The sequence below is a fragment of the Anaerolineales bacterium genome, assembly GCA_019637755.1.
Taxonomy (GTDB): Bacteria; Chloroflexota; Anaerolineae; order Anaerolineales; family UBA11579; genus JAMCZK01.
The window spans coordinates 106,416-132,138 of the sequence record JAHBVC010000002.1 but is presented as its reverse complement, the minus strand read 5'-3'; the positions used below and the strand labels follow the sequence as shown (position 1 = coordinate 132,138).

Genomic DNA, 25,723 nt, shown 5'->3' with positions numbered 1-25,723 from the left:
TTTGACCAACCGACCAACTAACCAATCGACCACCTGACCACCTAACCACCCGCCACCTGATCGATTTCTCTTCACTTTGTAGCTTTCTTAGCAGGGTTTGGTATAATTCCGCCGCTGTTTCTCATGCAACGAAGTACAGACCCCATTGACTGGCAATCCTATTCCATCGAAGACGCCGATCTCGAGTTTCTCTCCGCCTACCTGCTGGAGCAAGAGACCCCGTTAGGCTCGGAAGCGTTGGCGGAGCAGTTGATTGCCTACCGCATCGCCAACCCGCGCCCGCAAGCCAAAGACGGAGCCGCCGAACGCGCCTACCTGCCCAAGGATACCTATGCGGTGGGTGACCGGGTGTATTTCCCCGCGCTCAAGAATATCGGCGGACAGGTGCGCGCCGTGCGCCCGGCCGAGGTGATCAATAGCAGCGGGTTTGATGTCATCCAGCTGGAAATGGAAGATGGCCGAACGCGCGAGTTTGCCGCAGGCCTGGCGCAGCATGCTTTGAATGACCCGCCCAAGCCAGATGCTGACCAGCCGAGTGCTGCGGTGCAGGCCCAACAGCACGCCAAAGACATCCTGCCCGCCTTGTTGGCAGCGCTGCGCTCCAGCCCCGAGTTTGTCTACATTGCCGGGCGCTGGTTCCCCAAGGCGCTGATTGTTGACGTAGACCCAGGCCAGCTCAATGTGGCCGAGGCGATCCTGGATATGGCCGGCGGCGGCCCGCTGCCCACCAGCCAACTGCTGGGCGAGGTGGAGCTGCCCGACGGTGTGAACCTCAAGCTGGCTGAATTCTCGCTGGATTTGGCGCTGCAGAACGACCCGCGCTTTGACGAGGTCGGCTCCACTGGTGAGGTGGCCTGGTTCTTGCGCCGCCTGGAGCCGGAAGCGGTACAGAAGTTGCCGCTGTATTTGCAATACACCCCGGTGGGTTTCGATCCCAGCCCGCTCAGCGAAGACATGCGTGATTTGGTGCGTTCGCTGGATGATGAACTCTCTTTCCATAATCTGCTCGATGACAATGCCCCTGAGCTCGTCGAGGTTTCGCTGATCTTCCCGCACTGGCGCGGCGGCACGCTGCCGCTGACGCCCAAGATGGCCAAGTTGTTCCCCAGTGCCATCGAATCGCCGCGCGTGCGCTTCACCTTTGTGGATGAGAAGAACGGCGAGAGCTTCCCTGGCTGGGTGGTGCGCAGCGAGCGTTATATCTACGGTTTGCTGGGTTGGTTGCAAAAGCGCGGCCTGATGCCCGGCAGCCTGATCCGCTTGCGCCGCGGCGAAAAGCCCGGCGAGATCATCGTCTCCAGCGAAGCGCACCGCTCTAGCAAGGAGTGGGTGCGTACCGCGTTGGTGGGGGCCGATGGCGGCGTGGTGTATGCCACCCTCAAACAGCAAGTCAATGGCGCCTTTGATGAGCGCATGATGATCTATCTGCCTGGCGATCTGGCCGCGCTGGATGCCATCTGGCTCAAGCGCGCCAGCCAGCCGGCCCATCTGGAGAGCATCGTCGCGCAAACGCTGCAGGAGCTTTCCAAGCTCAGCCTGCAGGGCAATGTGCACGCCGCCGAGATCTACTCGGCCGTGAACCTGACCCTGCGCTGCCCGCCCGGCCGCATTCTGGCCGAGCTGACCGGCAACCCGCGCTATGAGCATGTGGGCCATTTGCACTTCCGTATGGCGGAGGCCGAATGAGCCTGATCAAGCCCATGCCCGATACGCCCTTCCAGATCGATTTTGACTGGTGGCGCGAGAATGACCGCGAGTGGCGCGTCTACCTACGCGGCTTGCTGGGCAGCGAGCAAGACGCCCAGTTGGCCGAGATCCGCGGTGATGAGTTGGTGGATTGGGTGGATGCACACACCGGCGAAGTGCGCCGCATGAACATTCTGCAATTCCTGCTGATGGGCCACTACGCCAGCCAGGGTGGGCCGCTGGCCGAGGGCACCTCGCTGGTCGAGAGCGTCTTCCGCGCCTTCCTGATGAATGGCAACCAGCCGATGAGCTCAGAGCAACTCGGTGAGCTGCTGGGGCGCCCGGCGCAGACGATCTTGCGTACCATCTCGGGTGCGCGCGTCTACCGCGGCATCCGCCCCGTCGTTCCGGCTGAATAGTCCTGTAACCACAAAGTCACAAAGAAATCTTTAGTCGGTTAATCAGTTAATCGTATCTGTCTGCGTACATCTGAGCAAAGCGAAGGTTTCTCGCACATAATGTTCTGCCCCTGCAACCAGTTAGCATTCTGTCATTGCGAGGACGGAACGTAGGCTGTTGCCTATGAGTTTCGTCACTCGGCGAAGCCAGGTGAAAACTCGATTAGTTGTGGATCGAGGACGGAACGTAGGCTGCTGCCTAAGAGTTTCGTCACTCGGCGAAGCCAGGTGAAACTCGATTAGTTGTGGGTCGAGGACGGAACGTAGGCTGCTGCCTATGAGTTTCGTCACTCGGCGAAGCCAGGTGAAACTCGATAGTTGTGGTCGAGGACGGAACGTAGGCTGCTGCCTATGAGTTTCGTCACTCGGCGAAGCCAGGTGAAACTCGATAGTTGTGGTCGAGGACGGAACGTAGGCTGCTGCCTATGAGTTTCGTCACTCGGCGAAGCCGAGTAGAAACTCAATTAGTTCCGCCGTAGGCGGAACGTAGCGCCCCCGGCAGGATTCGAACCTGCGACCTACGGATTAGAAGTCCGTTGCTCTATCCAGCTGAGCTACGGGAGCATGGGGAGAATTATACAGGCCTTACCGCCAAGAATTTTCTTTGTGCTCTTTGTGGCTTTGTGGTTCGTAGTTTCTTGCTTTCGGCTGCGTTACTTTGGGAACATAACTTCTCAAACTTGCTGATTGACTCTGCGGCGATTGCTCTGGTATATTGGTCTGACCAACAAACCACAGAGAGCTGCATACATGCCCAATTCCATCCCACGCAAATCTGTCCCCGAACTCATTGCTGGCCGCCTGGCGGCCGGTTTGCTCAATGGCCAATACGCCGCCGGCAGCCAGTTGCCTGCCGAGCGTGACCTTATCAAAGAGCTCGGTGTGGGGCGCTCCTCGCTGCGCGAGGCGCTGCGCATCCTCTCCGAGGCGGGCTTGCTGGATGCCCAGCAGGGCGTGGGCTGGTTCGTCAATGAGCTCACCTCGGCGCGCATGCTCAAGGCGCGCCAACTGGCCGCAGATGTGGCCCCACCTGCACCTGCCAAGCGCGCGAACAAACCTAAGGCCAGCGATGGCCCCAAGCGTTTGCCGGTGGCCAAAGAGAAGCCGTTGCACATCCCCAACCTCAAAGAAGACCGCCTGGGCACTTTCGAGTTCATCTCCTGGTGGGAGCGCGAGAAGGTGCAGAATGCGCGGGTGATGGTGGTGGGGGCGGGCGCGCTGGGCAACGAGGTCATCAAGAACCTGGCCTTGATGGGCATTGGCCATCTCTACATTGTGGACTTTGACAAAGTGGAGGCGGCCAACCTGAGCCGCTCGATCCTGTTCCGCGAGAAAGACCGCGGCCGTGAGAAGGCGCACCTGGCCGCAGCACGCGCCGTTGAGGTCAATCCGGATGTGCGCGTGCAATCGCTGCACGGCGATGTCACCACAGACATCGGCTTGGGCGTATTCCGCCGCATGGATGTCATCATCGGCTGCCTCGATAATCGTGAGGCGCGTTTGGCGGTGAACCGCTTCGCCCATTGGATGAACAAGCCCTGGGTGGACGGCGCGATTCAAGAGATGCTCGGCTTGACGCGTGTGTTCGTGCCCGGCGATGGCGCCTGCTTTGAATGCACGCTCACGGAGCAAGCCCGCCGGGATTTGGCGCTGCGCTATTCGTGCCCGCTGCTGGCGCGCCAGAACATCTTGCTGGGCAAAGTGCCCACCACGCCCACCATCGCATCCATCATCGGCGCCATGCAATCGCAAGAGGCGCTCAAGCTGATTCACAACATGCCGGTGGAGCCGGGCAAAGTGCTGCACTACAACGGCTACACCAATTTCATGCACACCACTGCCTATGTGCCCGATGCAGAGTGCGAAAGCCACTGGATCTACGGCGATGTGACCGAGTTGCCGTTGCGTGCCGAGACCAATACGCTGGCTGAGCTGCTCGAGATTGCCCGCGGCGACCTGGGGCCAGACACCGTGCTGGAGCTGGACCAGGAGCTGGTGCTCTCGCTCAACTGCGCCGCCTGCAACACCGTGGAGCACGTGCTCAAGCCGTTGGCAGATGTCAGCTTTGAGGCTGGCCACTGCCCAACCTGTGGCGAGATGCGCGAGGTCAACCTGACCCACAGCATCACCGGCAGCGAAGACTTCTTGCAGCGCACGCTGCACAGCGTCGGTGTGCCGCCGCTGCACATTCTGCGCGCTACAAATGGCGCCGAATTTCGTTTCTATGAATTGACGGGCGATCTGCCCACCGCGCTGCACTTCAACGATTTTGATGAGGCGGTGCCCGGCCTGCACGCCCCGCGTGTGCGCCTGGGTGAGGCGGTGCCGGGTGAAAGCCCTGCTGGGCGCGTGCACCTGATCGACTAGTCATGGCACAGGCATTGGCGATGAGACGATTTCTGCTGGGAGACGAGAGCCGCTTCGTGGAGAGCGCCGTGGGGCGCATCACGCTGTGCGTGCTGTTCACCGTGTTGGTGGCTGCCGGGCTGACGCTGCTCTTCGTGCTGCCGGCGCGCTTCTCGCCCTTTCTGCTCAAGTTTGTCGTCATCATCGGCATGGGGGTGGCGGCCAGCTTCATCACGCGCCGGCTGCTGGCGCACCGCAGCGCCGCCTTGCGCGCCGTTACCGCCGTGTTCGCCTGCATCATTGCCCTGGCCGTGCTCAGCCCGCTGACGCTGGGCTTCGTGGGCCTCAACCTGCTGCGTACCTATGCCATCGCCACCCCGCTGGATGCGGGCATCCAGCTGCTGGTCGCCGCGCTGGCCGTGGCCGCCGGGCAGGCCGCCTGGGCACCCAGCCGCCGCACCGTGATGGTGGAGCCGCGCGAGCAGCAGCACGAGGCCGAGGCGGTACAAGCGCATGGGCCGTCTGAGCGCCCTCGCATCGGCGTAGGGGCGAGGCATGCCTCGCCCTCCCAAAGCCGCGTGCGCACCACAACGTCTCGTCAATCACCTGCGCCGCGCTCGCGCTGGGCACGCTTCGTGTCTCGCTTTGTTGCGCCGCCTGACACAGCGCCGGCACGCAAGCTGCGCTCAGCCAAGCCGGCGCGCACGCGCGCGGCCCGCGGTACGGGCATCACGCTCAGTGCGCGCGAGCAACATGTCTGCCCGTATTGCCTCGAGCCGGTCACCAAGAATGACCGTCGCGGCGTGAAGATCTGCAAGATCTGCAAGACCTGGCACCACGCAGATTGTTGGGAAATTACTGGCGTGTGCCAGGTGCCACACGCATACCAGAACTGAGAGTTGAGGAGAACACATGGCTGACATTGAGGTAACCATCATCCTGCCCAACGGCGGCGCTCGCAAAGCGGAGCTGCCGGATGATGCTCCTGTGCGTGAATTGGTGGTGGAGCTGGTCTCGCTGCTGGCGTTGCCTACCGTAGGGCCAGACGGCCGCCCGATGGGCTACCGCCTGGACAGCAAGGCGCTGGGCCGCGAGCTCAAAGAAGACGAGACGCTCGGAACCGCCACTGTGCCGGCTGAAGACCGCCTGATCTTGACCGCCGACATCACCGCCGGCGCGGTCAGCCTGGGCGAAAGCCCGCGTATGCGCCGCCTCAAGGCAGACCTGCAGCGCATGCAGGAGCTGGCCGCCCAGAGCGACCTGATCGAGTTCAAGGCCGTCTCTGCTAACCGCAACCTGCCGCCGGAGACCTACATCGTCACCTACAAGTGCAAGGGCGTTATCGCCGTCAATCACAAAGGTGAGCCGATGCTAGGCGACAAACATCAGGTCGAGATCTACCTGCACAACCAATATCCGCAGCGCTGGCCGGGCATGAAGTGGCTCACGCCGGTGTGGCACCCCAACATCAACCACCTCAATGGCACGGTGTGCGTGGATGCCGCCTGGTGGACGGCCAGCCGCTCGCTGGACCGCCTGGTGCTGATGATTGGCGAGATGGTGCAGTACAAGAACTTTCACGATGACCCCACCAAGCCGCCATTCCCCTGGGATGCTGAGGCTGCCCGTTGGAGCCGTGCCTACCGCAAGAAGCATCCCCACTTTTTCCCCGTGGATACGCGTGAGCTGCTGCGCCCTGAGCGCGTGCACATCAAGAAGCAGCCCGCTGACAAGCAAAAGCCCCGTATCAAGTTGAAGTAATCGTCTACCAAAGGAGACTAGACATGGCTGATATTCCTGTAACCGTAGTACTGCCCTCCGGGGGCAGCCGCACCGCCGAAGTGCCCAACGATGTGGAAGTGAAGGAGCTCATTCCTGAGCTGGCCACCACGCTGGAGCTGCCCACCACTGGCCCCGACGGCCGCCCGATGGGCTACCGCCTGGACAGCAAGGCGCTGGGCCGCGAGCTCAAAGAAGATGAGACTCTGGAAGCGGCTGGCGTACCAGCCGACGACCGTCTCATCATCACTGCCGACGTCACCGCGGGCTAAGCCGCCTGCTTGCACGGGGTGCGTGCCTGCTTCCCCTCAGGCACGCACCCCGCCAAAGGCCGCATTATGAGCACAAATACCTCTGACCCCACCAAGCCCAAAGGACACGCCGCCGGGCTACAGCGCGCCAAGCACGCGCCCGAGTCGGCGCGCCTGCCGCTGGCGCGTGCCCAGCGCTGGCTGGCCGCGGGCGAAGACAGTGCCCAGCCGCCGCTGCCGGTGTTCTTGACGCAAGATGTGTTCAAGACCATTAGCGTGCATGCCGCCAGCGACATGGACAACGAGGTGGGCGGCTGGTTGGCGGGGCGCTGGTGCCATGATGCGCAGGCCGGTACTGAATTCATCATCGTGGAGGCGTTGCTGCCCGCGCAGCAAGTGCGCTCAGGCAGCACCTTCCTCACCTTCACGCATGACAGCCAGGTAGCCATGCTGTCTGCGCTGGAAGAGCAATACGAAGACAAGTGCATTGTGGGTTGGTATCACACCCACCCACGTATGGGCATCTTTCTTTCTGGCTATGACACCTGGCTGCACGATCACTTCTTCCCGCAGCCTTGGCAAATTGCCCTGGTGGTGGAGCCACATTCCAAATACGGCGGCGTGTTCGTGCGTCAGGCGGGCGAACTCTCACCGCGCAAGTACCGCGGCTTCTATGAGCTGCATGCCGCCGGGACGGAAAGCGTAGTGGAGTGGGGCAACCTCAAAGCCCATCCCGCCAGCGCACAGCCGCCGGCCGAAGACACGCAGCCCACTGCGCCTGCTTCGCCCTCACCTGCGGAACACACTCCACAGGCGGGCGAGCAACTATCCCAATCTCAAACGGAGGCTGATTCATGAGCCGCATCACGCGTTTGTATTACTACACCCTGTTGGGCGCCATTGGCGGCCTGATCGGTTGGCAGGTCAGCAATGTGCTCGGCCTGTCGTTTGCACAGAACGTCTATCTCAGTGAGGTCGTAGTGGGCGGACTGATCGGCTTCTGCATCGGCGCGCTCATCGGCACAAGCGAAGGCGTAGCCTTACACAGCGCCGGTTATGCCCTGCGCGCCGGTTTGCAAAATGGCCTGTTCGGCCTGGTGGGCGGTGCTATCGGCCTGCCACTGGCCGAGGGCGCCTTCCAACTGCTGGGCGGCGAAGCGTGGACGCGTGCCGTGGGCTGGGCCGTGTTCGGCGGCTTCATTGGCGCCGGGCTGGGCTTCAGCAGCGGCTCGCAGATGTGGAAGCCGGCTCTGGGCGGCCTGTTGGGTGGGGCGCTGGGCGGCCTGCTGTTGGAGCTGGCGCGTGTGCGCCTTGCGGATGCGCTCATCGGCAAGGCGATTGGCCTGGGCCTGCTGGGCGCGGCCATCGGCGCGCTGATCGCGCTGATCGTCTTGCTGCTCTCGCGTGCCTGGCTGGAAGTGGTCAGCGGCAAACTCAAAGGCACCGAATTCGTGCTGGATAAATTCATTCACGCCAACGGGCCTACCGCCTATGTGGGCAGCAGCGCCCTCAAGGCAGACATTGTGCTGCCGGATCCGGATATTGACCCGCAGCACGCCATTCTCACCGGCGGCGATACCCACATGAACATCCGTGACATGAGCCAGAAGGGTACCTACATCAACGGGCACAAAGTGCAGCAAGCGCGTTTGTTGGATGAGCAAGCCATTCGCCTGGGCAATACCCAACTGGTCTATCACGAGAAGAGGTAAGCATGCATACATTCACTCGCTTTGTCCTCAGCCTGCTGATCGCGCTCAACCTGCTCTCCAGCCTGGCCTTTGCGCCCCTGGCCCAGGAGGCTTTGCAGGTGCGCATCACTCAGGTGGACACCAGCCAGTTCCCGCGCGTCACCTTGTTCGTCGCCGTCACCGATGCACAAGGCAACCCAGCCCCCGTCGATCCGGGCCGCCTGCAGATCATGGAAGATGGCCAACCCATCGCCGTCGATCGCATCGAAGGGGTGGGCGAGGTGGAAGCGTTGGCCACCTACCTGGTGATGGATGTCTCCGGCAGTATGAACCCGGATGGCAAGCTGGACGCCGCCAAGGCGGCCGCGCACCAGTTTGTGGAGCGCATGCGGGCGCAAGATCAAACTGGCCTGATCGCCTTTAACACCCAGGTGCACACGGTGCAGGATCTCACCGCCGACCAGGGCGCCTTGCATACCGCCATCGACAGCCTGCAGGGCGATGATGACACCGCCATGTACAACGCCTTGATGCACGCGTTGGATGGCTTGGACGGCGTCTCCGGCCGCAAGGCGATCATCGTGCTCACCGATGGCTTGGATAACTCCAGCCAGTACAGCGCCCCGGCCGTGCTGGAGCGTTTGAACACGGTGGGCGCTTCGATCTCTATAGTCGGCCTCGGCACGCCGGGGGGTGACCGCATGACCGGCATCGATCAGCCCGGGTTGCAGCAGTTGGCCGAGCAGGCCGGCGGCCAGTACGGCTACGCCGAGGATGCCGAGAGCCTGGCTGCCTTGTACGCGCGCTTCTCCGCTGGCTTGCAGAGCGAATACCAGCTCAGCTACATCTCGCCCGCCAGCCTGCGCGATGGCGTCAATCGCTCCCTCAGCGTCAGCCTCGCCCCCGCCAGCGCCGTTGCCGCAGGCAACGGCCAATCGAGCTTCGCTCGATACAACCCCGGCGGCCTGGTGCCTGAGGTGGCGCAACCGGCTGCCTGGACGCAGTTTGCCGCGATTGTTGCCGGCTTGGCGCTGCTGGTGGCGCTGCCGATGTTGGTGAGCGCGCTGCGCCCCGCCGGAGCGGGGCCGCGGCCCAAACGGGCAACTTTGGGGCGCAAACGGCCGCGCATCAAGCTGAAAGATTAAAATTTCTCATCAAATTACCCGTAAATGGCCCTGGCGCGCTTGACTTTTGGCTAAAAAGGCCCTTATCATGTTCTTACGAACATGAACAATGTTTATTCAAACAACGGGCCGGCGGGTCTGGACAAGCAGGGCCGCCAAAAGGAGATCCTTAATTTCCTTAAAGCCAATAGCGCCGCCAGCGTAGCGGATCTGTGTGAACGCTTGCAGGTCTCGGAGATGACCATTCGCCGTGACCTGCATGAGCTCGATCGCCAGGGCCTTTTACGCCGCGTACACGGCGGCGCCATGCTTGGCGCCAGCCGCAGCTACGAGCCGCCCTACAAGAGCCGCGCCGTGGAGAACACGGCCCAAAAGAAGGCCATCGCCCAACGGGCGGCGGCCTTCGTTGTGGATGGCGACAGCCTGGCGCTGGATAACAGCACCACCACCTTTGAAATGGTGGAGTTCCTGACGCCGCGCATCAACCTCACCATCGTCACCGCCAGCCTTTCCATCGCCCTGGCGATCTCCGAACGCTTTCATTCCAATTCGGGCTTGCGCCTCATCGTTACCGGCGGGGTGGTGCGCCCCGGCGAAATGTCGCTGGTGGGCGATTACGCCCACAATATGCTGCGCGAGCTGCACGTCGATAAAGCCTTTATCGGCGTAGGCGCGATCGATGTGCAAGAAGGCTTCACCGAATACAACCTCGATGATGCCTTCGTCAAGCGCGCCCTGGTGGCCTCGGCCAACGAGGTGTATGTGCTGGCGGATAGCAGCAAATTTGAGCGCTCCACCTTTGCTTCGGTGGGCGCGCTGGATCTGGCGGATGCGATCATTACCGATGCCGCCATCCCAGCCAGCTTAAGTGAGCAAATTCGCGCCCGCGGGATTGAAGTCATTCTCGCGGACTAAATGTGTGTGGGAGGAGGAGGTGACGCGTAAGAGCAGAGTGTCAAGATCGGTTCACAAAAATCGTTTCCTGCCAACCCAATTTGGGTGAAGGAGTACTGTTATGAAGAAAGTTTGGGTTGTGTGCGCCACTGGGATCGCCACCTCAACCATGATGCGGTTGAAGGTGGAGAGTTTCCTGGAGGAGGAACATATCGCCGCCATCGTCAATCAATATCGCGTGACGGAGATCTCGCCTGATCGCGTGGATGCCGATGTGATCGTGGCCACCACGGAGATTCCGCAAGAATTTCATTCGTTGGTGCCGGTGATCAATGGCATTTCACTGATCACTGGGGTTGGCCAGGAAGAAACGTTGAGTGAACTAGCTGTCGTACTCAAGAAGCAGGAATAACAAAGGAGAAATCAAGCTATGGAAGGTTTTCTTACCTCAATTGGCGAATTCCTTAATGCACTCGGTCCATTGATCGTGCTGCCCGTGGTGATCGCCATTCTCGGTGTGATCCTCGGTCAAAAATGGGATAGCGCCATCCGCAGCGGTCTGATGACCGCGGTGGCCTTCGTCGGCATCTTCCTCACCGTGGGCCTGTTGGGCAGCACGGTGAGTGTCATCGGTGAAGCCTTTGCGCAGAACACCGGCACCGGCCTCGACGTGATCGATATCGGTTGGCCGGCCGCCTCGGCGCTGGCCTTCGGTACCCCCGTCGGCAACCTGATCATCCCCTTGGGCATTGTGCTCAACCTGGTGCTGCTGGCGCTTGGCCTGACGCAGACCCTCGATGTGGATATCTGGAACTTCTGGCATATGGCCTTCGTCGGCGCCATCGTTCACTATGTCACTGGCAGCTTCGCCCTGGCGCTGTACGCCGCGGCCTTCTCGCTGGTGGTGGCTTTGTTCCTGGCGGATTGGTCTGCTCCCTTGGTGCAGAAGCACTTCAAGATCCCCGGTATCTCCATCCCCCATCTGCAGTCCGCCAGCTACATGCTCCTGGCTGCGCCCTTCGCGGCGTTGTTCAAGCGCATCCCGTTCCTGGCCAAGATGAATGTCGATCCCGACACCATTCGCAAACGCCTTGGCCTCATCGGCGAGCCGATGGTGCTGGGCTTCGTGATCGGTTTGCTGCTGGCCTTCTTCGCCGGCCAGTCGGCCACCGATGTCATCCTCACTGCCGTCAACATCGCCGCGGTGATGCTTTTGATCCCGCGCATGGTGGCCATCCTGGTCGAGGCGCTCACCCCGGTGGCCGAAGCCGCCCGCAAGTTCATGGCCAAGCGTTTTGGCAAGCGTGAGTTTTACATCGGTATGGACTCGGCCATTCTGGCGGGTAACCCCACCGTGATCGCCGCTGGCCTGCTGATGGTGCCGGTCGAGATCCTGCTGGCCCTGGCGCTTTCCCCGCTGGGCAACCGCACCCTGCCGTTCATTGACTTGGCCGATGGTGTGTTCGTGGCCGCGTTGCTGGCGCCCCTCGTGGCCGGCGATGTGATCCTCACCACGCTGCTCGGTGCCATCGTCATGGGCGTTGGCCTGATCTTCACCACCTTGCTGGCCCCCGCGGTCACCCAGTTGGTCAACAGCAGCGCCGCCGGCCTCGACATTCCGGCCGGCTTTGGCGCCTACACCGTGATGAGCGATGGCGCCATGCCTGTCTCCTACGGTCTGTACTACCTGTTCCAATCCCCTGCGGCCATCGCAGTCGTCGTCAGCCTCGTGCTGCTCGGCGGCCTGTACTGGCTCAAACGCAAGTACCCGCTGGGCGCCTAAGCCCAGTTGTACTGAAGCATCCCGCGCGGCGGGGGTGATTCCCCTCACCCCCCGCCAGACGGGGAGTAAATCATTGTTCTGCGAGGACGAAACGGAAATGAGCTGGATTAACGATCTCTTCAAAACCACGAAACCGGTGATTGCCATGGTGCATATGCCGCCGCTGCCAGGGGACCCCGGCTATGACGCCGAGAAGGGCATGGGCTACATCATCGAGCATGTGCGTGCCGACCTGGAGGCACTCCAGGCCGGCGGGGTCGATGCGGTGATGTTCTCCAATGAGGCCAGCCTTCCGTATCTCACCGATGTCGAGCAGATCACCGTGGCCTGCATGGCGCGTGTGATCGGCGAGCTATTGCACCAGGTGCGTATTCCCTTCGGCGTCAACGTCTTGTGGGATCCGTACGCCTCGCTGGACTTGGCCAAAGCGGTGGGCGCGTCCTTCGTGCGTGAGATCTTCACCGGCGTATACGCCAGCGATTTCGGCTTGTGGAACACCAACGCCGGCAAGATCGTGCGCCACCAGCACGCCATTGGCGCGCAGGATGTACGCCTGCTCTTCAACATTGTGCCCGAAGCCGCCGTCTACCTCGGCGGCCGCCCGCTGGCCGAAATTGCCCGCTCCACCGCGTTCAATGCCCGCCCGGATGCGCTGTGCGTCTCCGGCCTCACCGCCGGCAAGGAAACTTCGCAGCAAGCGCTGGAAGAAGTGAAGGCTGTGGTGGGCGAGGTGCCCGTGTTTGCCAACACCGGGGTGCGCCTGGCCAACGTGCAGCAGCAACTGGCCGCCGCCGATGGCGTTGTGGTCGGCACCACCTTCAAGCGTGATAACTACATCTGGAACCCGGTAGACCCCCAGCGGGTCGAAGAGTTCATGACGGTTGTGCGCAAAATTCGCGGCTGATACCCATGGCTACGGTGCAAGTGCTGCCATCGATCGTCTCGGCGCCGCTGCTGGATTTGCAGCCGGCGCTGGCCGAGCTGTACGCTGCGGGCATTCGCACCCTGCATGTGGACATTGAAGATGGCCACTTTGTGCCGGTGATGAACCTGGGCACGCGCTTGATCGCGCACCTGCACGGCGATGGGCGCTTCGCCCTCGATGTGCACCTGATGGTCTCCAACCCGGAGGAAGTGATTGCCTGGGTGGCCGCCGCGGGTGCCAGCGCGATCAGCTTCCATTACGAGGCCAGTGCCTACCCACGCCGCCACCTACAGATGATTCGCCAGCACGGCCTGCGCGCCGGGCTGGCTTTTAACCCTAAGACCCCCTGGCCTGCCTTGGAGTACCTGGCGGATTGTTTGGATTTCGTCATCCTGCTCACCAGCGAGCCAGAAGAGCCAGATATGCCCTTTCTGCCCCAGGTGCTGGCCAAAGTAGAGGCGGCGCGCCGCTGGGCGCAGCACCACGCCCCGCACCTGGCCATCGTGGCGGATGGTGGCATCGATGCCGCCACCATCGCCGCGGCAGTGCAGGCCGGCGCCGGCCAGGTCGTCGCCGGCCGGGCGGTGTTTGCCGCTGGGCAGATCAGCACCAATCTCGCGAAACTGCAAAAGGCACTACACCCATGAGCATTTTTGATCTTCTCGCCCCTGAAGCCATTCACCTGAACGTGGAGGCGCAATCAGCCGAAGAGGTTATCCGCTGCCTGGGCGGCGGCCTGCAAGCGGCTGGCAAAGTGAAAGACGGCTTTGTAGAAGCCACGCTTGAACGCGAACGCAAAATGCCCACCGGGCTGGCCCTGGCCGGCGAATACAACGCCGCCTTGCCGCACGTTGATCTTGAATATGTCGAGAGCTCGGCCCTGGCGCTGGCCACCCTCAGCCAGCCGGTCAGCTTTCGCAACATGGTCAACAAAGAGGAAGAAGTGGCCGTGCGTCTGGTGGTGATGCTGGCGCTCAACGATCCGAAATCGCAGATCGAGGCGCTTGGCCAGGTGGCGGTGCTGTTGCAAAACCCGCGCATCGTGGCCCGCCTGGTGGCGGCCAGCGATGTGCAGGATGTGCAGGCCGCGTTGCAATTGGTCGATGCCGCCAAAGGGGTGGGGCGGTGAGCGCCTGGTTGCTCAGCCTGACCGGCGAATGGGGCCCACCGTTATTGGCCTGGTATCAGGCCAATAGCTGGGTGAACCTGCTCTTCGTCGCCTATGGCGTAGTGGTGCTGCTGGCTTGGCGCAATTACGATCATGTGCAGCAGCAGGCCATCGCCGCCCTGCTGGCCGGCGCCAAGCCTGGCGAGGATGGCCGCCTGGTGCTGCCGCAGACCCTGCGGCTTAACTGGTCGGCGGCGGTGGCCGGCTTGCGCTTCCCCTGGCTCACCCGCCGCGGCCACTTGCGCTTGCACGCCTGCACCGCCGAGAACGCCGAACGCTTGCTAGACCCGCGCCAGACCCGTCTGGCGGCCGAGCGCACATTGGAACGCATGCAAAGGAAGCTATCGTGACCACGCTGGAACTCACCATCATCAATGAGGTGGGCTTACACGCCCGCCCCGCTGCTCAGTTTGTGCAGCAGGCCGCCAAATTCAAAGCGGATGTGCAGATTCGCAACCTCACCAGCGCCTCGGCCTGGGTGAATGCCAAAAGCATCCTCAGCGTGCTTACGCTCGGCGTGGGCAAAGGCCAGGTGATCGAGCTGCAAATTTATGGGGAAGATGAAGCCGAGGCCGCCGCGGCCTTGCGCCAATTGGTCGAGAGCGATTTCGCCGTTTAGCTCAACCTTGGGATGGCGTGCGCGGCATCACCAGCGCCGCCAGCGCGAACAGGAAGGCCCCGATCATCTCAAAGGTCTCTTCGGTCCAGATCGCCCAGTCGTGAATGTAATAATTGGGGGTGGAAATATAGTTGTTCAATGGCAGGTAATTCTGATCGATCAACTGCGCTATTAGGATCAGCCCCAACGCCACCAGCACATAGATAAATGCCGGGTTCTGCCGCAGAGCCTGCAGCAGGCTGCGCAGGCTGGCGCCCAGCGAGCGGCGCAGGCGGCCGTTCCAGAGCAGCAGCGCCAGCCAGGCCAGCAGCGCCTGCGCCTGCGCCCACAGCACCAAGGGGAGCTGGCGTGCCAGGCGGGTAAGCTCATCGTACATGGAGAGGAAGCCGGCGCGGAACTGGAAATATAGCGCCGCCAGCACGATCGCCGCCAGCAGCCACTGCAGCCCGCCGGGCAGGCGCCGCGCCAGCCAGGCCGGGGCCGCCTGGCCTGGGCGCAGGGCCCTGAGGGCCCAGCCCGCCAGGCCCGCGGCCGCGGCCAGCAGCAGCAGGCCGCCCAGCCGCGCCACAGAGAAGCCTAGCCACACGCCATGCTTGGGGTCTGCCGGCAGTTGCAGCAGGTAGAGCAGGGCGGCCAGGCTGGCCAGCAGGCTGGCCCCTGCGGCCACGCGCAGCATGCGCAGCCGCCAGGCGGCTTCGTCGCCACTGGGCAGGCCGCGGCGCATCAGCCACCACAGCAGCAGCAGCGCCGCGGCCAAGGCGGCGTTCAGCTGCAGCAGCCCAGCGAACAAGCCAGCATTCCAGCCGCCTTGCTGCAGCCATTCGCCCACCACGCCCTGCACAAAGCCGATCGAGCTATGCAGATCGCGAATATAGAAGTGATAGCGCTCAATATAGATCGGCTGAAAGCCGAGCAGCTCAACGCCGTAGGCAATTTCATCCAGAAAGATCAGCACGCACAGCGCCAGCAGCAACCAATACGCCCATTGCAGCGGGTGCCGGCCGGCGCGCTGCAAGCGCAGGCTGCCCGCCAGCAGCAGCAGGCAGGCCACAAAGTAGACCTGCGGGCTGAAATCCTCGGGGTCGGGCATGTGCTCTAAAAACAGGGTGAAGACGGCGAAGATCACCGCCGCTACAAGCAGAGCCAGTAAACCATGTTGCCACCAGGCGAGTTTGCGCATACCGGCGTTATTCTACCTGCACAAGTCAAGACAAAAAGCCGCGTGCAGGCAGGTAAAATAAGGCCACAGGTCGGCGTCTATAGTGCATATTGAGACCTGAGTATATATTTGGATAGGAGAATGATGGAACGCATCGGTTTATTGCAACTGGCTGGGCAGGACGTAACGATTGTAGGCCCCGATATTGAAGTGGGCCAGCAGGCGCCGGCATTTACGCTGCGCGCCAAGGATTGGTCGGTAGTGGATGTACTCCAGGCTACCGAAGGCAAAGTGCGTATTATTGCCGCCGTGCCTTCGCTGTCTACGGGTGTCTGCGAGACCGAAACCAAGCGCTTCAACGAAGAAGCCGCTGCCCTTGACCCCGACATTGCAATTGTGACCGTGAGCACCGATCTGCCGTTCACCCTCAACAACTGGTGCGCCGCCAACGGCATCGAACGCGTCACCCTGTATTCGGACGCTTACGATACCAATTTTGGTGAAGCCTACGGTACGCTGATCAAAGAGCGCCGTATCCTGCGCCGCGCCGTATTTGTGGTGGACCGCGCCGGCAAGGTAGTCTACGCAGACTACATGAAGGCCCTGGGTGACCAGCCGGACTACGCCAGCGTGCTGGCGGCGGCGCAGGCTGCGCTCGGCGTCTAAGCTCAGGGCGCCGGCGGCCCGCCGCCCGGTGCCAACGCTCCATCGCAGTACATGCACGAAACTGAACTGGACAATTTAACGGCTCGCTCCGCCTGGGAAGACTCTCAGGAGGTGCACTTCCGCCTGATCACCGCCTTCTCACGCCAGTGGGCGGCGCGGCCACACCTGTGGCGCCCGCCCACTGACCTGCTTGAGACTGCGCAAGCCTACCTGGTGCGCGTCGAGGTGGCCGGTATGCAGGAGGGCGAATTGAGCATTGCCATCGAGGGGCGCGAGATGGCTATTTATGGTGTGCGCCAACTGCCCGCCAGCCAGCCGGCACACGAAGCCGCCTACCACCAGATGGAAGTGCGCTTCGGCGAATTTCTGAGCGCTTTGCAGCTGCCCGGACCGGTGGATAGTGAGCACATCGCCGCCAACTACCGTGATGGATTTTTGATCGTGACCCTACCGAAAGAGAGAGCATCCTAATGGCGCGCTCCTGGTTTGATGAATTGGCCGACATGTGGGATTGGATGGAGGCAGAAGACAGCCATGCCCTGCATGAGTTGATCTTTAAGCCCACCATCACCAAGATCGCCAAAGACAGCAAGGGCAAGGCCGGGCGCTCGGGCAGCGAAGGCGAAGACGGGTTGCCTGAGATCCCCGATGAGCTGCCGATCCTGCCGTTGCGTGGCTTGGTGGTCTATCCGCAAACCGGCGTGCCGCTCACCATCGGCCAGCCGCGCTCCATCCGCCTGGTGGATGAGGCCGTGGCTGGCAACCGCCTGGTGGGCCTGGTCACCTCGCGCGATCCGGAGAAGGAGAACCCGGGGCCGGAGGATCTGTACCCGGTGGGCACGGTGGCTTCGGTGCACCGTTTGTTCCGTGCCCCGGATGGCACCATTCGCCTGCTGGTGCAGGGTTTGGCGCGCTTCCGCCTGGGCGAATTCACCGCCACCAAGCCCTACCTCAAAGCCAAGATCAGCCTGGCCCCAGAGTTCGAAGAAGATGGGCTGGAAGTGGAAGCGCTGGCGCGCAGCGCCCGCAGCCAATTCCAGCGCATCGCCGAGCTGCTCGGCACCATTCCGCAGGAGCTGGTCTCCAGCATTATGGATCTGGAGAACCCGCTGCAGACCACCTACCTGGTGGCCAATTTCCAACGCATGGAGTTGGCCCAGTCGCAGGAGCTGCTGGAGCTGGACTCGTTGCGCGACAAGCTGCGCAAACTGGTCGAATTCCTCACGCATGAGATCGAAGTGCTCGAAGTGGGCCAGCGTATTCAAGATAAGGCGCGCTCGGAAATCGAGGGCATGCAGCGCGATTACTTCCTGCGCGAGCAACTCAAAGCGATCCAGCGCGAATTGGGCGAGACCGACGAAGTAGCCGCTGAGGTGGAGGAGCTGCGTAAGAAGATCGACGACGCGCAGATGCCTGAAGAGGCCGATAAACAGGCGCGCCGTGAGCTGGAGCGCCTCTCCAAGCTCAGCACGGCCTCGGCCGAGTATGGCGTCATCCGCAGCTATCTGGATTGGCTCATCGCCATCCCCTGGGCCAAGACCACGGCAGATAACCTGGAGATCGCCCACGCCCGCAAAGTGCTCGATCAGGATCACTATGGCCTCAAAGACGTCAAAGATCGTATCCTGGAGTTTTTGGCGGTGCGCAAACTGCGCACCGAGCGCAAGGCCGAGCTGAGCAAGCGTGCCCGCCGTGAGCAAAGCATCCGCCGGGAGCGCGAAGGCGTGATCCTGTGCTTCGTTGGCCCGCCCGGCGTCGGCAAGACTTCGCTGGGGCGCTCGATCGCCCGCGCCTTGGAGCGCGAGTTCGTGCGCATCTCGCTGGGCGGCGTGCGCGACGAGGCCGAGATCCGCGGCCACCGGCGCACCTACATCGGCGCGCTGCCCGGGCGCATTGTGCAGGGGCTGCGCCGCAGCGGGACGCGCAATCCGGTCTTCATGCTCGACGAGGTGGATAAGCTCGGCAATGATTTCCGCGGCGATCCTGCCTCGGCCCTGCTGGAGGTGCTGGATCCGGAGCAGAACAGCGAATTTCGCGATCATTACATCGAAGTGGCGCTCGATCTCTCGCAGGTGATGTTCATCACCACCGCCAACTCGCTCGATACCATCCCCGGCCCGCTGCGTGACCGCATGGAAATCATCCGCCTGAGCAGCTATACCGAGGGCGACAAGTTGGAGATCGCCAAGCATTACCTGATCCCGCGCCAACTGAGCGAGAACGGCCTGCGCAAGAACGAGGTTAAGTTCAGCAATGGGGCCATTCGCCAGATCATCCGCGCCTACACCCGCGAGGCCGGCGTGCGCAACCTGGAGCGCCAGATCGGCGCGGTATGCCGCAAGCTGGTGACGCGCATCGCCGAAGGCACGGCCAAAACCCCGGTGCGCGTCACACCCGAGCGGGTGCGCGAGCACCTCGGCCCGCAGCGCTTCTATCGCATGGAAGAGATCGCCAGCCGCACCTCGTTGCCCGGCGTGGTGACCGGCCTGTCGTGGACGCCCACCGGCGGCGATGTGCTCTTTATTGAGGCCACGCGCATGCCCGGCGGCAAAGGCTTCCAGCTTTCCGGCCAGTTGGGCGAGGTGATGCAAGAATCGGCTCGCGCCGCCCTCTCGTATGTGCGCTCACGCGCCAAGCAGCTCGGCATTGAGCCTGATTTCTTCCAAACCACCGATCTGCACTTGCATGTGCCCGCCGGCGCTCAACCCAAGGATGGCCCATCGGCTGGCGTCACCATGGTGACCGCATTGGTCTCGTTGCTTACCGGCACGCCGATCAAGCCGCATGTCGGCATGACCGGTGAGATCACGCTGCGCGGCCAGGTGATGCCAGTGGGCGGCATCAAAGAGAAGGTGTTGGCCGCCCACCGCGCCGGCCTCAAGACGATCATCATGCCGGCCCGCAACGAGATTGACCTGGAAGAGCTGCCCAAAGAGGTGCGCGCCAAGCTGGACTTTAAATTCGTCAAGACGATGGATGAAGTCTTGGGCTACGCCCTGGCCAGCAAACCCGCCGCCAAGGCCGCCAAACCGAAAGCTGCGGCCAAAGCCAAGCCGGGCGGCAACGGGCAGGCCGGCAACGGCCACAAGCCATCCAAAACCACGCGCCGCAAAGGCGCCACTGCTGGGCGCGGCTCGCATGCCTAAAACCATCCTGGTGCTCGAGGACGAAGAGATGCTCTACCAGTTGGTGCACGATCTGCTGCACTTTGAGGGCTACCAGGTCCACCGGCTGACCGATTTCAACAATCTCAGCGGCGAGCTGCGCGCCAACCCGGCGGATGCGATCGTGGCTGATGTGAATTTGCGCGGCGCAAATGGCATGGACTTGGTCGAAGCGCTGCGCCGCCAGCCTGATTTCAACAATGTGTATGTTCTGCTCACCTCGGGCATCGATTATGGCGAAGAGGCGTTGCAACGCGGCGCCGATGATTTCCTGCAGAAACCGTATATGCCCGATGAGTTGGTGAATTTGCTGGCCAGTCGCCTGGCCGAGGGGAGCTGAGTTGTAGTATGGGAGACAGTGTGAAAACAAATCGATCCCGCGGCGGCGGGAAAAAATGGTATGCCATGGATCTGCATTTGCATACCCCCGCCTCCAGCGATTACCAGGAGCCGCAAGCCAGCTACCTGGATATTTTGCGCCGGGCTGAACAGCGCGGCCTTGACATCATCGGCTTTGCCGATCACAACACCGCCAGCGGCTACCGCCGCATGGAAGAAGAATTCGAACAGTTGCGCATGCTGCGCAGCCTCAAGCGCATCTTGCCGGAAGAAGAAGAGCGCCTGAAGGAATACGAACGCCTGCGCGCCAAAATTCTGGTGCTGCCCGGCTTTGAATTCACCGCCACCTTCGGCTTTCATATTCTGGGCCTGTTTGACCCCAAGAAACCGCTGCGCGAGATCGAGCACATTCTGCTCGATCTCAATGTGCCCTCAACCCAGTTGGATGCCGGCAGCGTCACCGTGGGCGCCTCGGCCGATGTGCTGACCGCCTACCAGGCCATCCACGAGGCCGGCGGTATCGTCATCGCCGCGCATGCCAACTCCACTAATGGCGTGGCGATGCGCGGCTTCAACTTCGGCGGCCAGACCAAGATCGCTTACACGCAAGACCCGCATCTGCACGCGTTGGAAGTGACCGATCTGGATAAACGTGGGCGCTATTCCACCGCCGCCTTCTTCAGCGGCATTAAGCCGGAATACCCGCGCCGCATGCACTGCATCCAAGGCTCGGATGCCCATCGTTTGGATAATGACCCCAAGCGCCATAACAATCTGGGCATCGGCGGGCGCGTGACGGAAGTGCTATTGCCCGCCGCTAGCTTTGAAGCGCTGAAGGCCTTGTTTGAAAGCAACGACTTTGCGCGCACGCGCCCGGCCCTAAGCAAAAAGCAGGCCGAAGGCGCCCATTTTGACTTTGTGCGCTCGGCGCGCGAGCAGGGCAGCAACATCGTGCAGGAGTTTCACGAGAGCCTCAGCGGGCGCACCAATCTCAATGCCATCATTGCCGATGTATGCGCCTTTGCCAACACCAACGGTGGCACGCTCTTCATTGGCTTACGCGCCGAGCCCAAACCGATCCTGGGCGTGCGCAACCCCAGCCAGGCGATCCGCCAACTGGAGCAGGAGATCGGCAAGCGCATCAGCCCGCCGCTGGCCTGCACGGTGGATACCTTGCAAAGCGAGGGCAAGAGTGTGCTGCGCGTGATCGTGCCGCGCGGCGATGACCAGCCCTACGCCGTAGACGATAACCAGATCTACTTGCGCACCGAAGCCGAAACCGGGCTGGCCGTGCGCGATGAGATCGTGCGCCTGGTGACCGGCGCGGCTCCGCAAGCCGAGCCGCCCGCCAAGCCAGGCAAAGAGCCGCGCCGCGGTGCGGGCCGGCGCGGCAACGGCCACGGCGCCGCCAGCAATGGCCGCGGCAGCAAGCCGCAGCCGGCGGCTGCCGCAGCGCCTGAGGCGCCCAAGCCTGAGCTGCCCAGCCGCGCCGAGCACGCCCCGCGCACCGGCGTGGAAGTCGTCTCGCAGGAGGATCGCAACGGGGTGGCCTATTACATCGTGCGCGATCTGCGCAACAACATGGTGGTCAACAACGTCACCGAGAAATCGGCGCGCAAGTTGTGGCACTACGCCATCACAGAGTATGCCGGCCTGCCCAAAGACGTTGGCCAACTCTCCGTAGAGTGGCGCGGCGACTTTGGCCTGCTCAAGCATTATGTGCAGCGCCAGCAGGATCGCTATGATTTTGTGCAGCGTGTGGATGGCGGTCTGCGCTTCTACTTTGGCGTTACCGAAGAGGGCGTGCATGGTGACTGGCGCCAGTTTGTGGTTGAGGAAGCCCCCTCTGAAGAGGATGGGTTGCCTGGCTCAGAGGCGCTGCCCTAAGCGCCGGCGCGGCACTCACTCCCCATCGAGAATATACACATCCCCAGACCCACTGCGGAAGCTGCTCAGCAGGCGCAAGGTGCTTTCAGGCACTAGCGTCTGAAGCTGCTCCGGGGTGGGCACCTCGCGCTTATAGTCGAGCGCCGCACCAAACCAGATCAGGTAGGCCTGGTCTTGCGCGGCTGGCCAGCTCTTGAACTCCGCCAGGGCTGCTGCCAGGCTGGCCTGCGTCTCGCCGTCGTAGCGCGGCAGGCGATAGATTGGCCGGCGCAGCAAGAACCAGGCGGCGGCCTCATTATTGCTATACACCTTATCTTCGGGTGTAAGGGCCAGGCCCTGCAGGTAGGTGGCCAGCTCAGACTGGCGCAGGCTGCGCGTGTTGTACAGGTTGTAGTAGCTCACATCGCCTTCTTGCTGGGAGCGCTGCACATACTCCACACTGCGATACAGCGGCAAGAGCAGCCACACCGCCAGCCCCGCCAGCGCCACGTGGCGCCAGGGGGCTTGTAGGCGCGGCGCAAACGCCTGCCAGGCGGCCGCGGCCAGCACCAGCAGGCAAGGCAGCAGCAGCGCATGCAGGCGCTGGCTGCCAGGCACGCGGTGCTCGGCATAGCTGATGGTGAACACCAGCATGCCGCCATACACCAGCGTGAAGGCCGCCGCGGGCAGCAGCGGCGCCGCCAGCAGGCGCCGGCCGAAGGCTGCCCAGCGCGCCCGTGTGCTACGCCAGGCCAGCAGCGCCAGCAGCACGCCAAATAGCGCCAAGGGCGGCACGCTGAGCAGGATGCGCTGTGGCACGAACCAGCTAACCACTTTTTCGATGAAGGCGAGCAGCAAGCCAGGCGGGTAGGCGGGCTGGTGGCTGCCGAGTAGCAAGCCGCTTAGACGGTAGTTGTGCAAAATTGCCCACAATCCGATAGGCAGGCCACTGGCCAGCCCGTAGGCAGTGGCCCAGCGTAGTGCGCCGCGCCACTGCGGCCGCCAGGCCAGCAGCACCACCAGCGCACCGCTCATTACCAGGGCCGCCCCGGCATAGCGCAGGAAGCAGGCCGCCGCGGCCAGCGCCGCCATCTGCCAGAAATGGCGCGTGGCGCGGCCGGCGGCATACTGCTGGGCGACCAGCAGCCACAGTAGTACGCACAGCATGAACAGCGGGTCAGAGGCCACGTTGGCCGAAACTTCCAGCAGCGGTAGTGCCGTGGCCACCACCGCGCTGGCCCATAAGGCGAACACCGGCTGGCCGAGCAAAGCGCGCCACAGGAACACTCCGCTCAGCAGGATCACTCCACCGAAGGCAAGACTATTCAGGATCTGCGCTAGCTTGAGCACATCCCAGCCGCTGAGCCAATGCAGCCCGGACAGCAGCGCCGGGTACAGCGGCGGCCAATGCACCAGCGGCTCACCGAGGTAATCCACCAGGCCGCGGCCGGCGGCCAAATTCTCCGCGGTGGAGAGGTAGCGTGCCCCATCCGTGGAGAGGCCCGGCCCCCAGGGGAGCGTAGCGGCGAATACCGCCAGGCTGCCCAGCAGCGCCAGGAGGGCCAGGCAAAAATAGTAGCGGCGTGAGCTCATGCGGGGATTGTAGCAGTCTGGGCAGCGCTGGGCTGCAGGCGCGCCACCAGGCCACTCCAGCGTTGCGCAACTTTGTTGTTGCTGACCGCGATGCCGATCGCCCGGCGGCTGCCCACCAGTACGCACAGGGTTTGGGCCCGCGTGACGCCGGTGTATAGCAGGTTGCGCTGCAGCATGATGTAGTGCTGGCTGAGCACCGGCATCACCACGCAGCGAAACTCGGAGCCTTGTGCCTTGTGCACGGTGATGGCGTAGGCCAGGGTCAGCTCGTCGGCCTCGCTCCAGTCGTAGCTCACCCGGCGGCCTTCAAAATCCACCGTCAACGTTTGCGCTTCGTTGGCAATTTCCACCAGGCGGCCAATATCGCCGTTGAAGACGGTCTTGTCGTAATTGTTGCGAACTTGCATCAGACGGTCGCCTACGCGCAGCAACTGGCCGTGCATCCGGCGCTCTGCTTTCAGCGCGCTGGGCGGGTTCAGCGCGGCTTGCAGCGCCGCATTGAGCGCCGCCACGCCCGCCGCGCCGCGATACATCGGCGAGAGCACCTGGATATCCTGCAACGGGTCCAGCCCGAAGCGCGCCGGGATGCGCTGGGTCACCAACGCCACGATCTTGGCACTGGCCTCCTCGGCGCTCTCGGTAGCATCCAGGAAAAAATCGCCGGCGGCATCTTTGCTGGTCTGTGGCATAGCGCCCTGGTTCATGGCGTGCGCATTGGCCACAATGTCGGAGCCGGCGCCCTGGCGGTAGATCTGTTCCAAGCGCGTGACCGGAAAGCGCTGGCTGGCGATCAAGTCGCGCAGTACATCGCCGGCGCCCACCGAGGGCAACTGATCCACATCGCCCACCAGCAGCAAATGCGTGCCGGGCTGCAAGGCTTTGAGCAGGGTATGCGTAAGCTGTACATCCAGCATCGAAGCCTCATCGATCACCACCAGATCCACCGCCAGTGGCTCGTCTTCGTTGTAGCGCGGGCCTTCGCCGGGGGTGTAGCCGATCAGGCGGTGGATGGTGCTGGCGGGCTGGTTGCTGGTTTGCGCCAGGCGCTTGGCGGCGCGCCCGGTGGGGGCCGCCAGCGCAAAGCGCTTACCGGAAAGCTGGAGCAGGCCGATCAGTGCTTTCATCGTAGTGGTTTTGCCGGTGCCCGGGCCGCCGGTGAGAATGCTCACCGGGCTGCGCAGGGCGGTGAGCACCGCCTGGCGCTGCTGGGCATCCACCTGGGTCAGGTCACTGAGGGCCGCCGGGTCACGCAGCAGCGGCAGATCGGCGGTGGCACTGTGCTCGGCGGTGGCCAGCGCCAGCAGGCGCTCGGCCAGGCCCACTTCGGCGGCGTGCAGATCTTTGGGGTACACCGCCTCGGCCTCGATGACCACGTCGCCGCGCACCGCCAGGCGCTCCAGCGCCGCCTGCAGGGGCGCCACGGAGCTGCCGAGCAACTCGGCGGCGCGCGCCTGCAATTGCGGGCGCGGCACATAGACATGCCCATCGGCGCTGAACTGCGCCAGCGTATACAACAGGCCCGCTTCCAGGCGGGCGGGGTGCTCGGCCGGCAGGCCAAAAGATTTGGCGATCTTGTCAGCGGTCAGGAAGCCCACGCCTTGCAGATCACGCGCCAAGCGGTAGGGATCGTTCTGCACTACCTGCATGGCGCGGTTGCCATATTCTTTGAAGATCTTGGTGGCCAAATGGGTGCTGATGCCGTGACTGCTTAGAAACAGCATCACCTCGCGCACCTGGCGCTGCTCCTCCCAGGCGTTGAGGATCTGCTTATGGCGTTTAGGCCCGATGTCAGCAACCTCGCGCAGGCGCTCGGGCTGCTTGTCGATGATCTCGATCGTCTGCGCGCCGAAATGATCCACAATGCGCCCAGCGAGGGTGGGGCCAACGCCTTTGAGCAGGCCGGAGCTTAGATAACGGCGGATGCCTTCGACGCTGGTGGGCAGGGTTTGCTGCAGCGTCTGCACTTGGAACTGCAAGCCGTGACGCGGGTGCTTGACCCACTCGCCTTGCATCTCAAGATGCTCGCCCACGGCAAATTCCGGCAGGTTGCCGGTCACCGTAACGGTGCCGTCGGCATCCTGGCTGTAGGCGCTTTCATCCGGCCGCAGGCGCAAGACACTGTAGCCGTTCTCGGCGTTGTAATAGGTGACGTACTCCACAGAGCCGCTGAGCGCATCGGGCATGCGCATGATTATTACTTAAAAACACAAGG

25 protein-coding genes and 1 tRNA gene are annotated in these 25,723 nt (G+C 62.8%); 22 read left to right on the top strand and 4 right to left on the bottom strand.

The annotated features are described in order from the left end of the window. The first annotated feature begins 123 nt into the window (after window positions 1–123). Window positions 124–1,686, top strand: coding sequence for a hypothetical protein (locus KF821_08455; GenBank protein MBX3005836.1), 1,563 nt, complete (start codon window positions 124–126; stop codon window positions 1,684–1,686). Further along, on the top strand, window positions 1,683–2,105 hold the full coding sequence (locus KF821_08450; GenBank protein ID MBX3005835.1) for a hypothetical protein: 423 nt from the start codon (window positions 1,683–1,685) through the stop codon (window positions 2,103–2,105). Before KF821_08455 ends, KF821_08450 begins: the two co-directional genes overlap by 4 nt. A gap of 529 nt (window positions 2,106–2,634) precedes the next feature. Here KF821_08450 and KF821_08445 read toward each other — a convergent pair. Further along, window positions 2,635–2,708 (bottom strand) — tRNA-Arg (locus tag KF821_08445). Window positions 2,709–2,894: 186 nt separating this feature from the next. Between KF821_08445 and KF821_08440 the strand changes: the two genes are divergently transcribed. From KF821_08440 to KF821_08370, 15 genes are all read left to right on the top strand, one after another. Beyond that, the gene (locus KF821_08440; GenBank protein ID MBX3005834.1) at window positions 2,895–4,511 is read left to right on the top strand and encodes a ThiF family adenylyltransferase; all 1,617 of its coding nucleotides are present in this window, start codon (window positions 2,895–2,897) and stop codon (window positions 4,509–4,511) included. Window positions 4,512–4,531: 20 nt separating this feature from the next. Next, on the top strand, window positions 4,532–5,386 hold the full coding sequence (locus KF821_08435) for a hypothetical protein (protein ID MBX3005833.1): 855 nt from the start codon (window positions 4,532–4,534) through the stop codon (window positions 5,384–5,386). 16 nt (window positions 5,387–5,402) lie between these two features. Continuing rightward, the gene (locus KF821_08430; protein ID MBX3005832.1) at window positions 5,403–6,251 is read left to right on the top strand and encodes a hypothetical protein; all 849 of its coding nucleotides are present in this window, start codon (window positions 5,403–5,405) and stop codon (window positions 6,249–6,251) included. Between the two features lie 23 nt (window positions 6,252–6,274). Continuing rightward, entirely contained in the window at window positions 6,275–6,541 is a 267-nt protein-coding gene (locus tag KF821_08425) for an EsaB/YukD family protein (protein ID MBX3005831.1), read from the top strand. A 66-nt stretch (window positions 6,542–6,607) separates the two neighbouring features. Continuing rightward, window positions 6,608–7,378: a Mov34/MPN/PAD-1 family protein gene (locus KF821_08420; protein ID MBX3005830.1), complete on the top strand. Its 771-nt coding sequence runs from the start codon at window positions 6,608–6,610 to the stop codon at window positions 7,376–7,378. Then, entirely contained in the window at window positions 7,375–8,232 is an 858-nt protein-coding gene (locus KF821_08415; GenBank protein MBX3005829.1) for an FHA domain-containing protein, read from the top strand. The genes KF821_08420 and KF821_08415 overlap by 4 nt, the downstream gene beginning before the upstream one ends. A gap of 2 nt (window positions 8,233–8,234) precedes the next feature. After that, window positions 8,235–9,356 (top strand): VWA domain-containing protein, encoded by a 1,122-nt coding sequence (locus tag KF821_08410; protein MBX3005828.1) that lies wholly within the window; start codon window positions 8,235–8,237, stop codon window positions 9,354–9,356. A gap of 81 nt (window positions 9,357–9,437) precedes the next feature. Then, a complete protein-coding gene (locus KF821_08405) occupies window positions 9,438–10,250 on the top strand; it encodes a DeoR/GlpR transcriptional regulator (protein ID MBX3005827.1) in 813 nt (270 codons plus the stop codon). Window positions 10,251–10,350: 100 nt separating this feature from the next. Next, the gene (locus tag KF821_08400) at window positions 10,351–10,641 is read left to right on the top strand and encodes a PTS sugar transporter subunit IIB (GenBank protein ID MBX3005826.1); all 291 of its coding nucleotides are present in this window, start codon (window positions 10,351–10,353) and stop codon (window positions 10,639–10,641) included. A gap of 18 nt (window positions 10,642–10,659) precedes the next feature. Beyond that, window positions 10,660–12,012, top strand: a complete 1,353-nt coding sequence (locus KF821_08395) for a hypothetical protein (GenBank protein MBX3005825.1) — start codon at window positions 10,660–10,662, stop codon at window positions 12,010–12,012. Between the two features lie 97 nt (window positions 12,013–12,109). Then, complete coding sequence (locus KF821_08390) at window positions 12,110–12,916, top strand: BtpA/SgcQ family protein (protein MBX3005824.1); 807 nt, start codon at window positions 12,110–12,112, stop codon at window positions 12,914–12,916. Window positions 12,917–12,921: 5 nt separating this feature from the next. Next, entirely contained in the window at window positions 12,922–13,584 is a 663-nt protein-coding gene (locus KF821_08385; GenBank protein MBX3005823.1) for a hypothetical protein, read from the top strand. Further along, window positions 13,581–14,066, top strand: a complete 486-nt coding sequence (locus tag KF821_08380) for a PTS sugar transporter subunit IIA (GenBank protein MBX3005822.1) — start codon at window positions 13,581–13,583, stop codon at window positions 14,064–14,066. Before KF821_08385 ends, KF821_08380 begins: the two co-directional genes overlap by 4 nt. Further along, window positions 14,063–14,455, top strand: coding sequence for a hypothetical protein (locus KF821_08375; GenBank protein MBX3005821.1), 393 nt, complete (start codon window positions 14,063–14,065; stop codon window positions 14,453–14,455). Before KF821_08380 ends, KF821_08375 begins: the two co-directional genes overlap by 4 nt. Then, window positions 14,452–14,724: an HPr family phosphocarrier protein gene (locus tag KF821_08370; GenBank protein MBX3005820.1), complete on the top strand. Its 273-nt coding sequence runs from the start codon at window positions 14,452–14,454 to the stop codon at window positions 14,722–14,724. Before KF821_08375 ends, KF821_08370 begins: the two co-directional genes overlap by 4 nt. Before the next feature lies 1 nt (window position 14,725). Here KF821_08370 and KF821_08365 read toward each other — a convergent pair whose 3' ends face one another. Then, window positions 14,726–15,904, bottom strand: a complete 1,179-nt coding sequence (locus KF821_08365) for a hypothetical protein (GenBank protein MBX3005819.1) — start codon at window positions 15,902–15,904, stop codon at window positions 14,726–14,728. Window positions 15,905–16,024: 120 nt separating this feature from the next. Here KF821_08365 and tpx point away from each other — a divergent pair, with 120 nt between their 5' ends. The 5 genes from tpx to KF821_08340 all read left to right on the top strand — a co-directional run bounded on the left by tpx (window position 16,025) and on the right by KF821_08340 (window position 21,939). Next, window positions 16,025–16,549, top strand: coding sequence for a thiol peroxidase (gene tpx / locus KF821_08360; GenBank protein ID MBX3005818.1), 525 nt, complete (start codon window positions 16,025–16,027; stop codon window positions 16,547–16,549). Window positions 16,550–16,600: 51 nt separating this feature from the next. Next, complete coding sequence (locus tag KF821_08355; GenBank protein ID MBX3005817.1) at window positions 16,601–17,020, top strand: Hsp20/alpha crystallin family protein; 420 nt, start codon at window positions 16,601–16,603, stop codon at window positions 17,018–17,020. 44 nt (window positions 17,021–17,064) lie between these two features. Next, entirely contained in the window at window positions 17,065–19,695 is a 2,631-nt protein-coding gene (gene lon / locus KF821_08350; GenBank protein ID MBX3005816.1) for an endopeptidase La, read from the top strand. Next, the gene (locus KF821_08345) at window positions 19,688–20,053 is read left to right on the top strand and encodes a response regulator transcription factor (protein ID MBX3005815.1); all 366 of its coding nucleotides are present in this window, start codon (window positions 19,688–19,690) and stop codon (window positions 20,051–20,053) included. Before lon ends, KF821_08345 begins: the two co-directional genes overlap by 8 nt. A 65-nt stretch (window positions 20,054–20,118) precedes the next feature. Further along, complete coding sequence (locus KF821_08340; protein MBX3005814.1) at window positions 20,119–21,939, top strand: putative DNA binding domain-containing protein; 1,821 nt, start codon at window positions 20,119–20,121, stop codon at window positions 21,937–21,939. A 15-nt stretch (window positions 21,940–21,954) separates the two neighbouring features. On the opposite strand, the gene KF821_08335 is transcribed toward KF821_08340, so the two are convergent. Both KF821_08335 and KF821_08330 read right to left on the bottom strand, forming a co-directional pair. Further along, complete coding sequence (locus tag KF821_08335) at window positions 21,955–23,511, bottom strand: hypothetical protein (protein MBX3005813.1); 1,557 nt, start codon at window positions 23,509–23,511, stop codon at window positions 21,955–21,957. After that, window positions 23,508–25,694, bottom strand: a complete 2,187-nt coding sequence (locus KF821_08330; GenBank protein MBX3005812.1) for an ATP-dependent RecD-like DNA helicase — start codon at window positions 25,692–25,694, stop codon at window positions 23,508–23,510. Before KF821_08330 ends, KF821_08335 begins: the two co-directional genes overlap by 4 nt. Window positions 25,695–25,723 lie beyond the last annotated feature (29 nt).

Coding starts and splice junctions, on each gene's coding strand:
- KF821_08345 (MBX3005815.1), top strand. CDS start 19,688: ATGCCTAAAACCATCCTGGTGCTCGAGGACGAAGAGATGCTCTACCAG.
- KF821_08365 (MBX3005819.1), bottom strand. CDS start 15,904: ATGCGCAAACTCGCCTGGTGGCAACATGGTTTACTGGCTCTGCTTGTA.
- KF821_08455 (MBX3005836.1), top strand. CDS start 124: ATGCAACGAAGTACAGACCCCATTGACTGGCAATCCTATTCCATCGAA.
- KF821_08335 (MBX3005813.1), bottom strand. CDS start 23,511: ATGAGCTCACGCCGCTACTATTTTTGCCTGGCCCTCCTGGCGCTGCTG.
- lon (MBX3005816.1), top strand. CDS start 17,065: ATGGAGGCAGAAGACAGCCATGCCCTGCATGAGTTGATCTTTAAGCCC.
- KF821_08415 (MBX3005829.1), top strand. CDS start 7,375: ATGAGCCGCATCACGCGTTTGTATTACTACACCCTGTTGGGCGCCATT.
- KF821_08395 (MBX3005825.1), top strand. CDS start 10,660: ATGGAAGGTTTTCTTACCTCAATTGGCGAATTCCTTAATGCACTCGGT.
- KF821_08400 (MBX3005826.1), top strand. CDS start 10,351: ATGAAGAAAGTTTGGGTTGTGTGCGCCACTGGGATCGCCACCTCAACC.
- KF821_08410 (MBX3005828.1), top strand. CDS start 8,235: ATGCATACATTCACTCGCTTTGTCCTCAGCCTGCTGATCGCGCTCAAC.
- KF821_08380 (MBX3005822.1), top strand. CDS start 13,581: ATGAGCATTTTTGATCTTCTCGCCCCTGAAGCCATTCACCTGAACGTG.
- KF821_08405 (MBX3005827.1), top strand. CDS start 9,438: ATGAACAATGTTTATTCAAACAACGGGCCGGCGGGTCTGGACAAGCAG.
- KF821_08450 (MBX3005835.1), top strand. CDS start 1,683: ATGAGCCTGATCAAGCCCATGCCCGATACGCCCTTCCAGATCGATTTT.
- KF821_08420 (MBX3005830.1), top strand. CDS start 6,608: ATGAGCACAAATACCTCTGACCCCACCAAGCCCAAAGGACACGCCGCC.
- KF821_08430 (MBX3005832.1), top strand. CDS start 5,403: ATGGCTGACATTGAGGTAACCATCATCCTGCCCAACGGCGGCGCTCGC.
- KF821_08440 (MBX3005834.1), top strand. CDS start 2,895: ATGCCCAATTCCATCCCACGCAAATCTGTCCCCGAACTCATTGCTGGC.
- KF821_08390 (MBX3005824.1), top strand. CDS start 12,110: ATGAGCTGGATTAACGATCTCTTCAAAACCACGAAACCGGTGATTGCC.
- KF821_08425 (MBX3005831.1), top strand. CDS start 6,275: ATGGCTGATATTCCTGTAACCGTAGTACTGCCCTCCGGGGGCAGCCGC.
- KF821_08330 (MBX3005812.1), bottom strand. CDS start 25,694: ATGCCCGATGCGCTCAGCGGCTCTGTGGAGTACGTCACCTATTACAAC.
- KF821_08340 (MBX3005814.1), top strand. CDS start 20,119: ATGGATCTGCATTTGCATACCCCCGCCTCCAGCGATTACCAGGAGCCG.
- tpx (MBX3005818.1), top strand. CDS start 16,025: ATGATGGAACGCATCGGTTTATTGCAACTGGCTGGGCAGGACGTAACG.
- KF821_08355 (MBX3005817.1), top strand. CDS start 16,601: ATGCACGAAACTGAACTGGACAATTTAACGGCTCGCTCCGCCTGGGAA.
- KF821_08435 (MBX3005833.1), top strand. CDS start 4,532: ATGAGACGATTTCTGCTGGGAGACGAGAGCCGCTTCGTGGAGAGCGCC.
- KF821_08385 (MBX3005823.1), top strand. CDS start 12,922: ATGGCTACGGTGCAAGTGCTGCCATCGATCGTCTCGGCGCCGCTGCTG.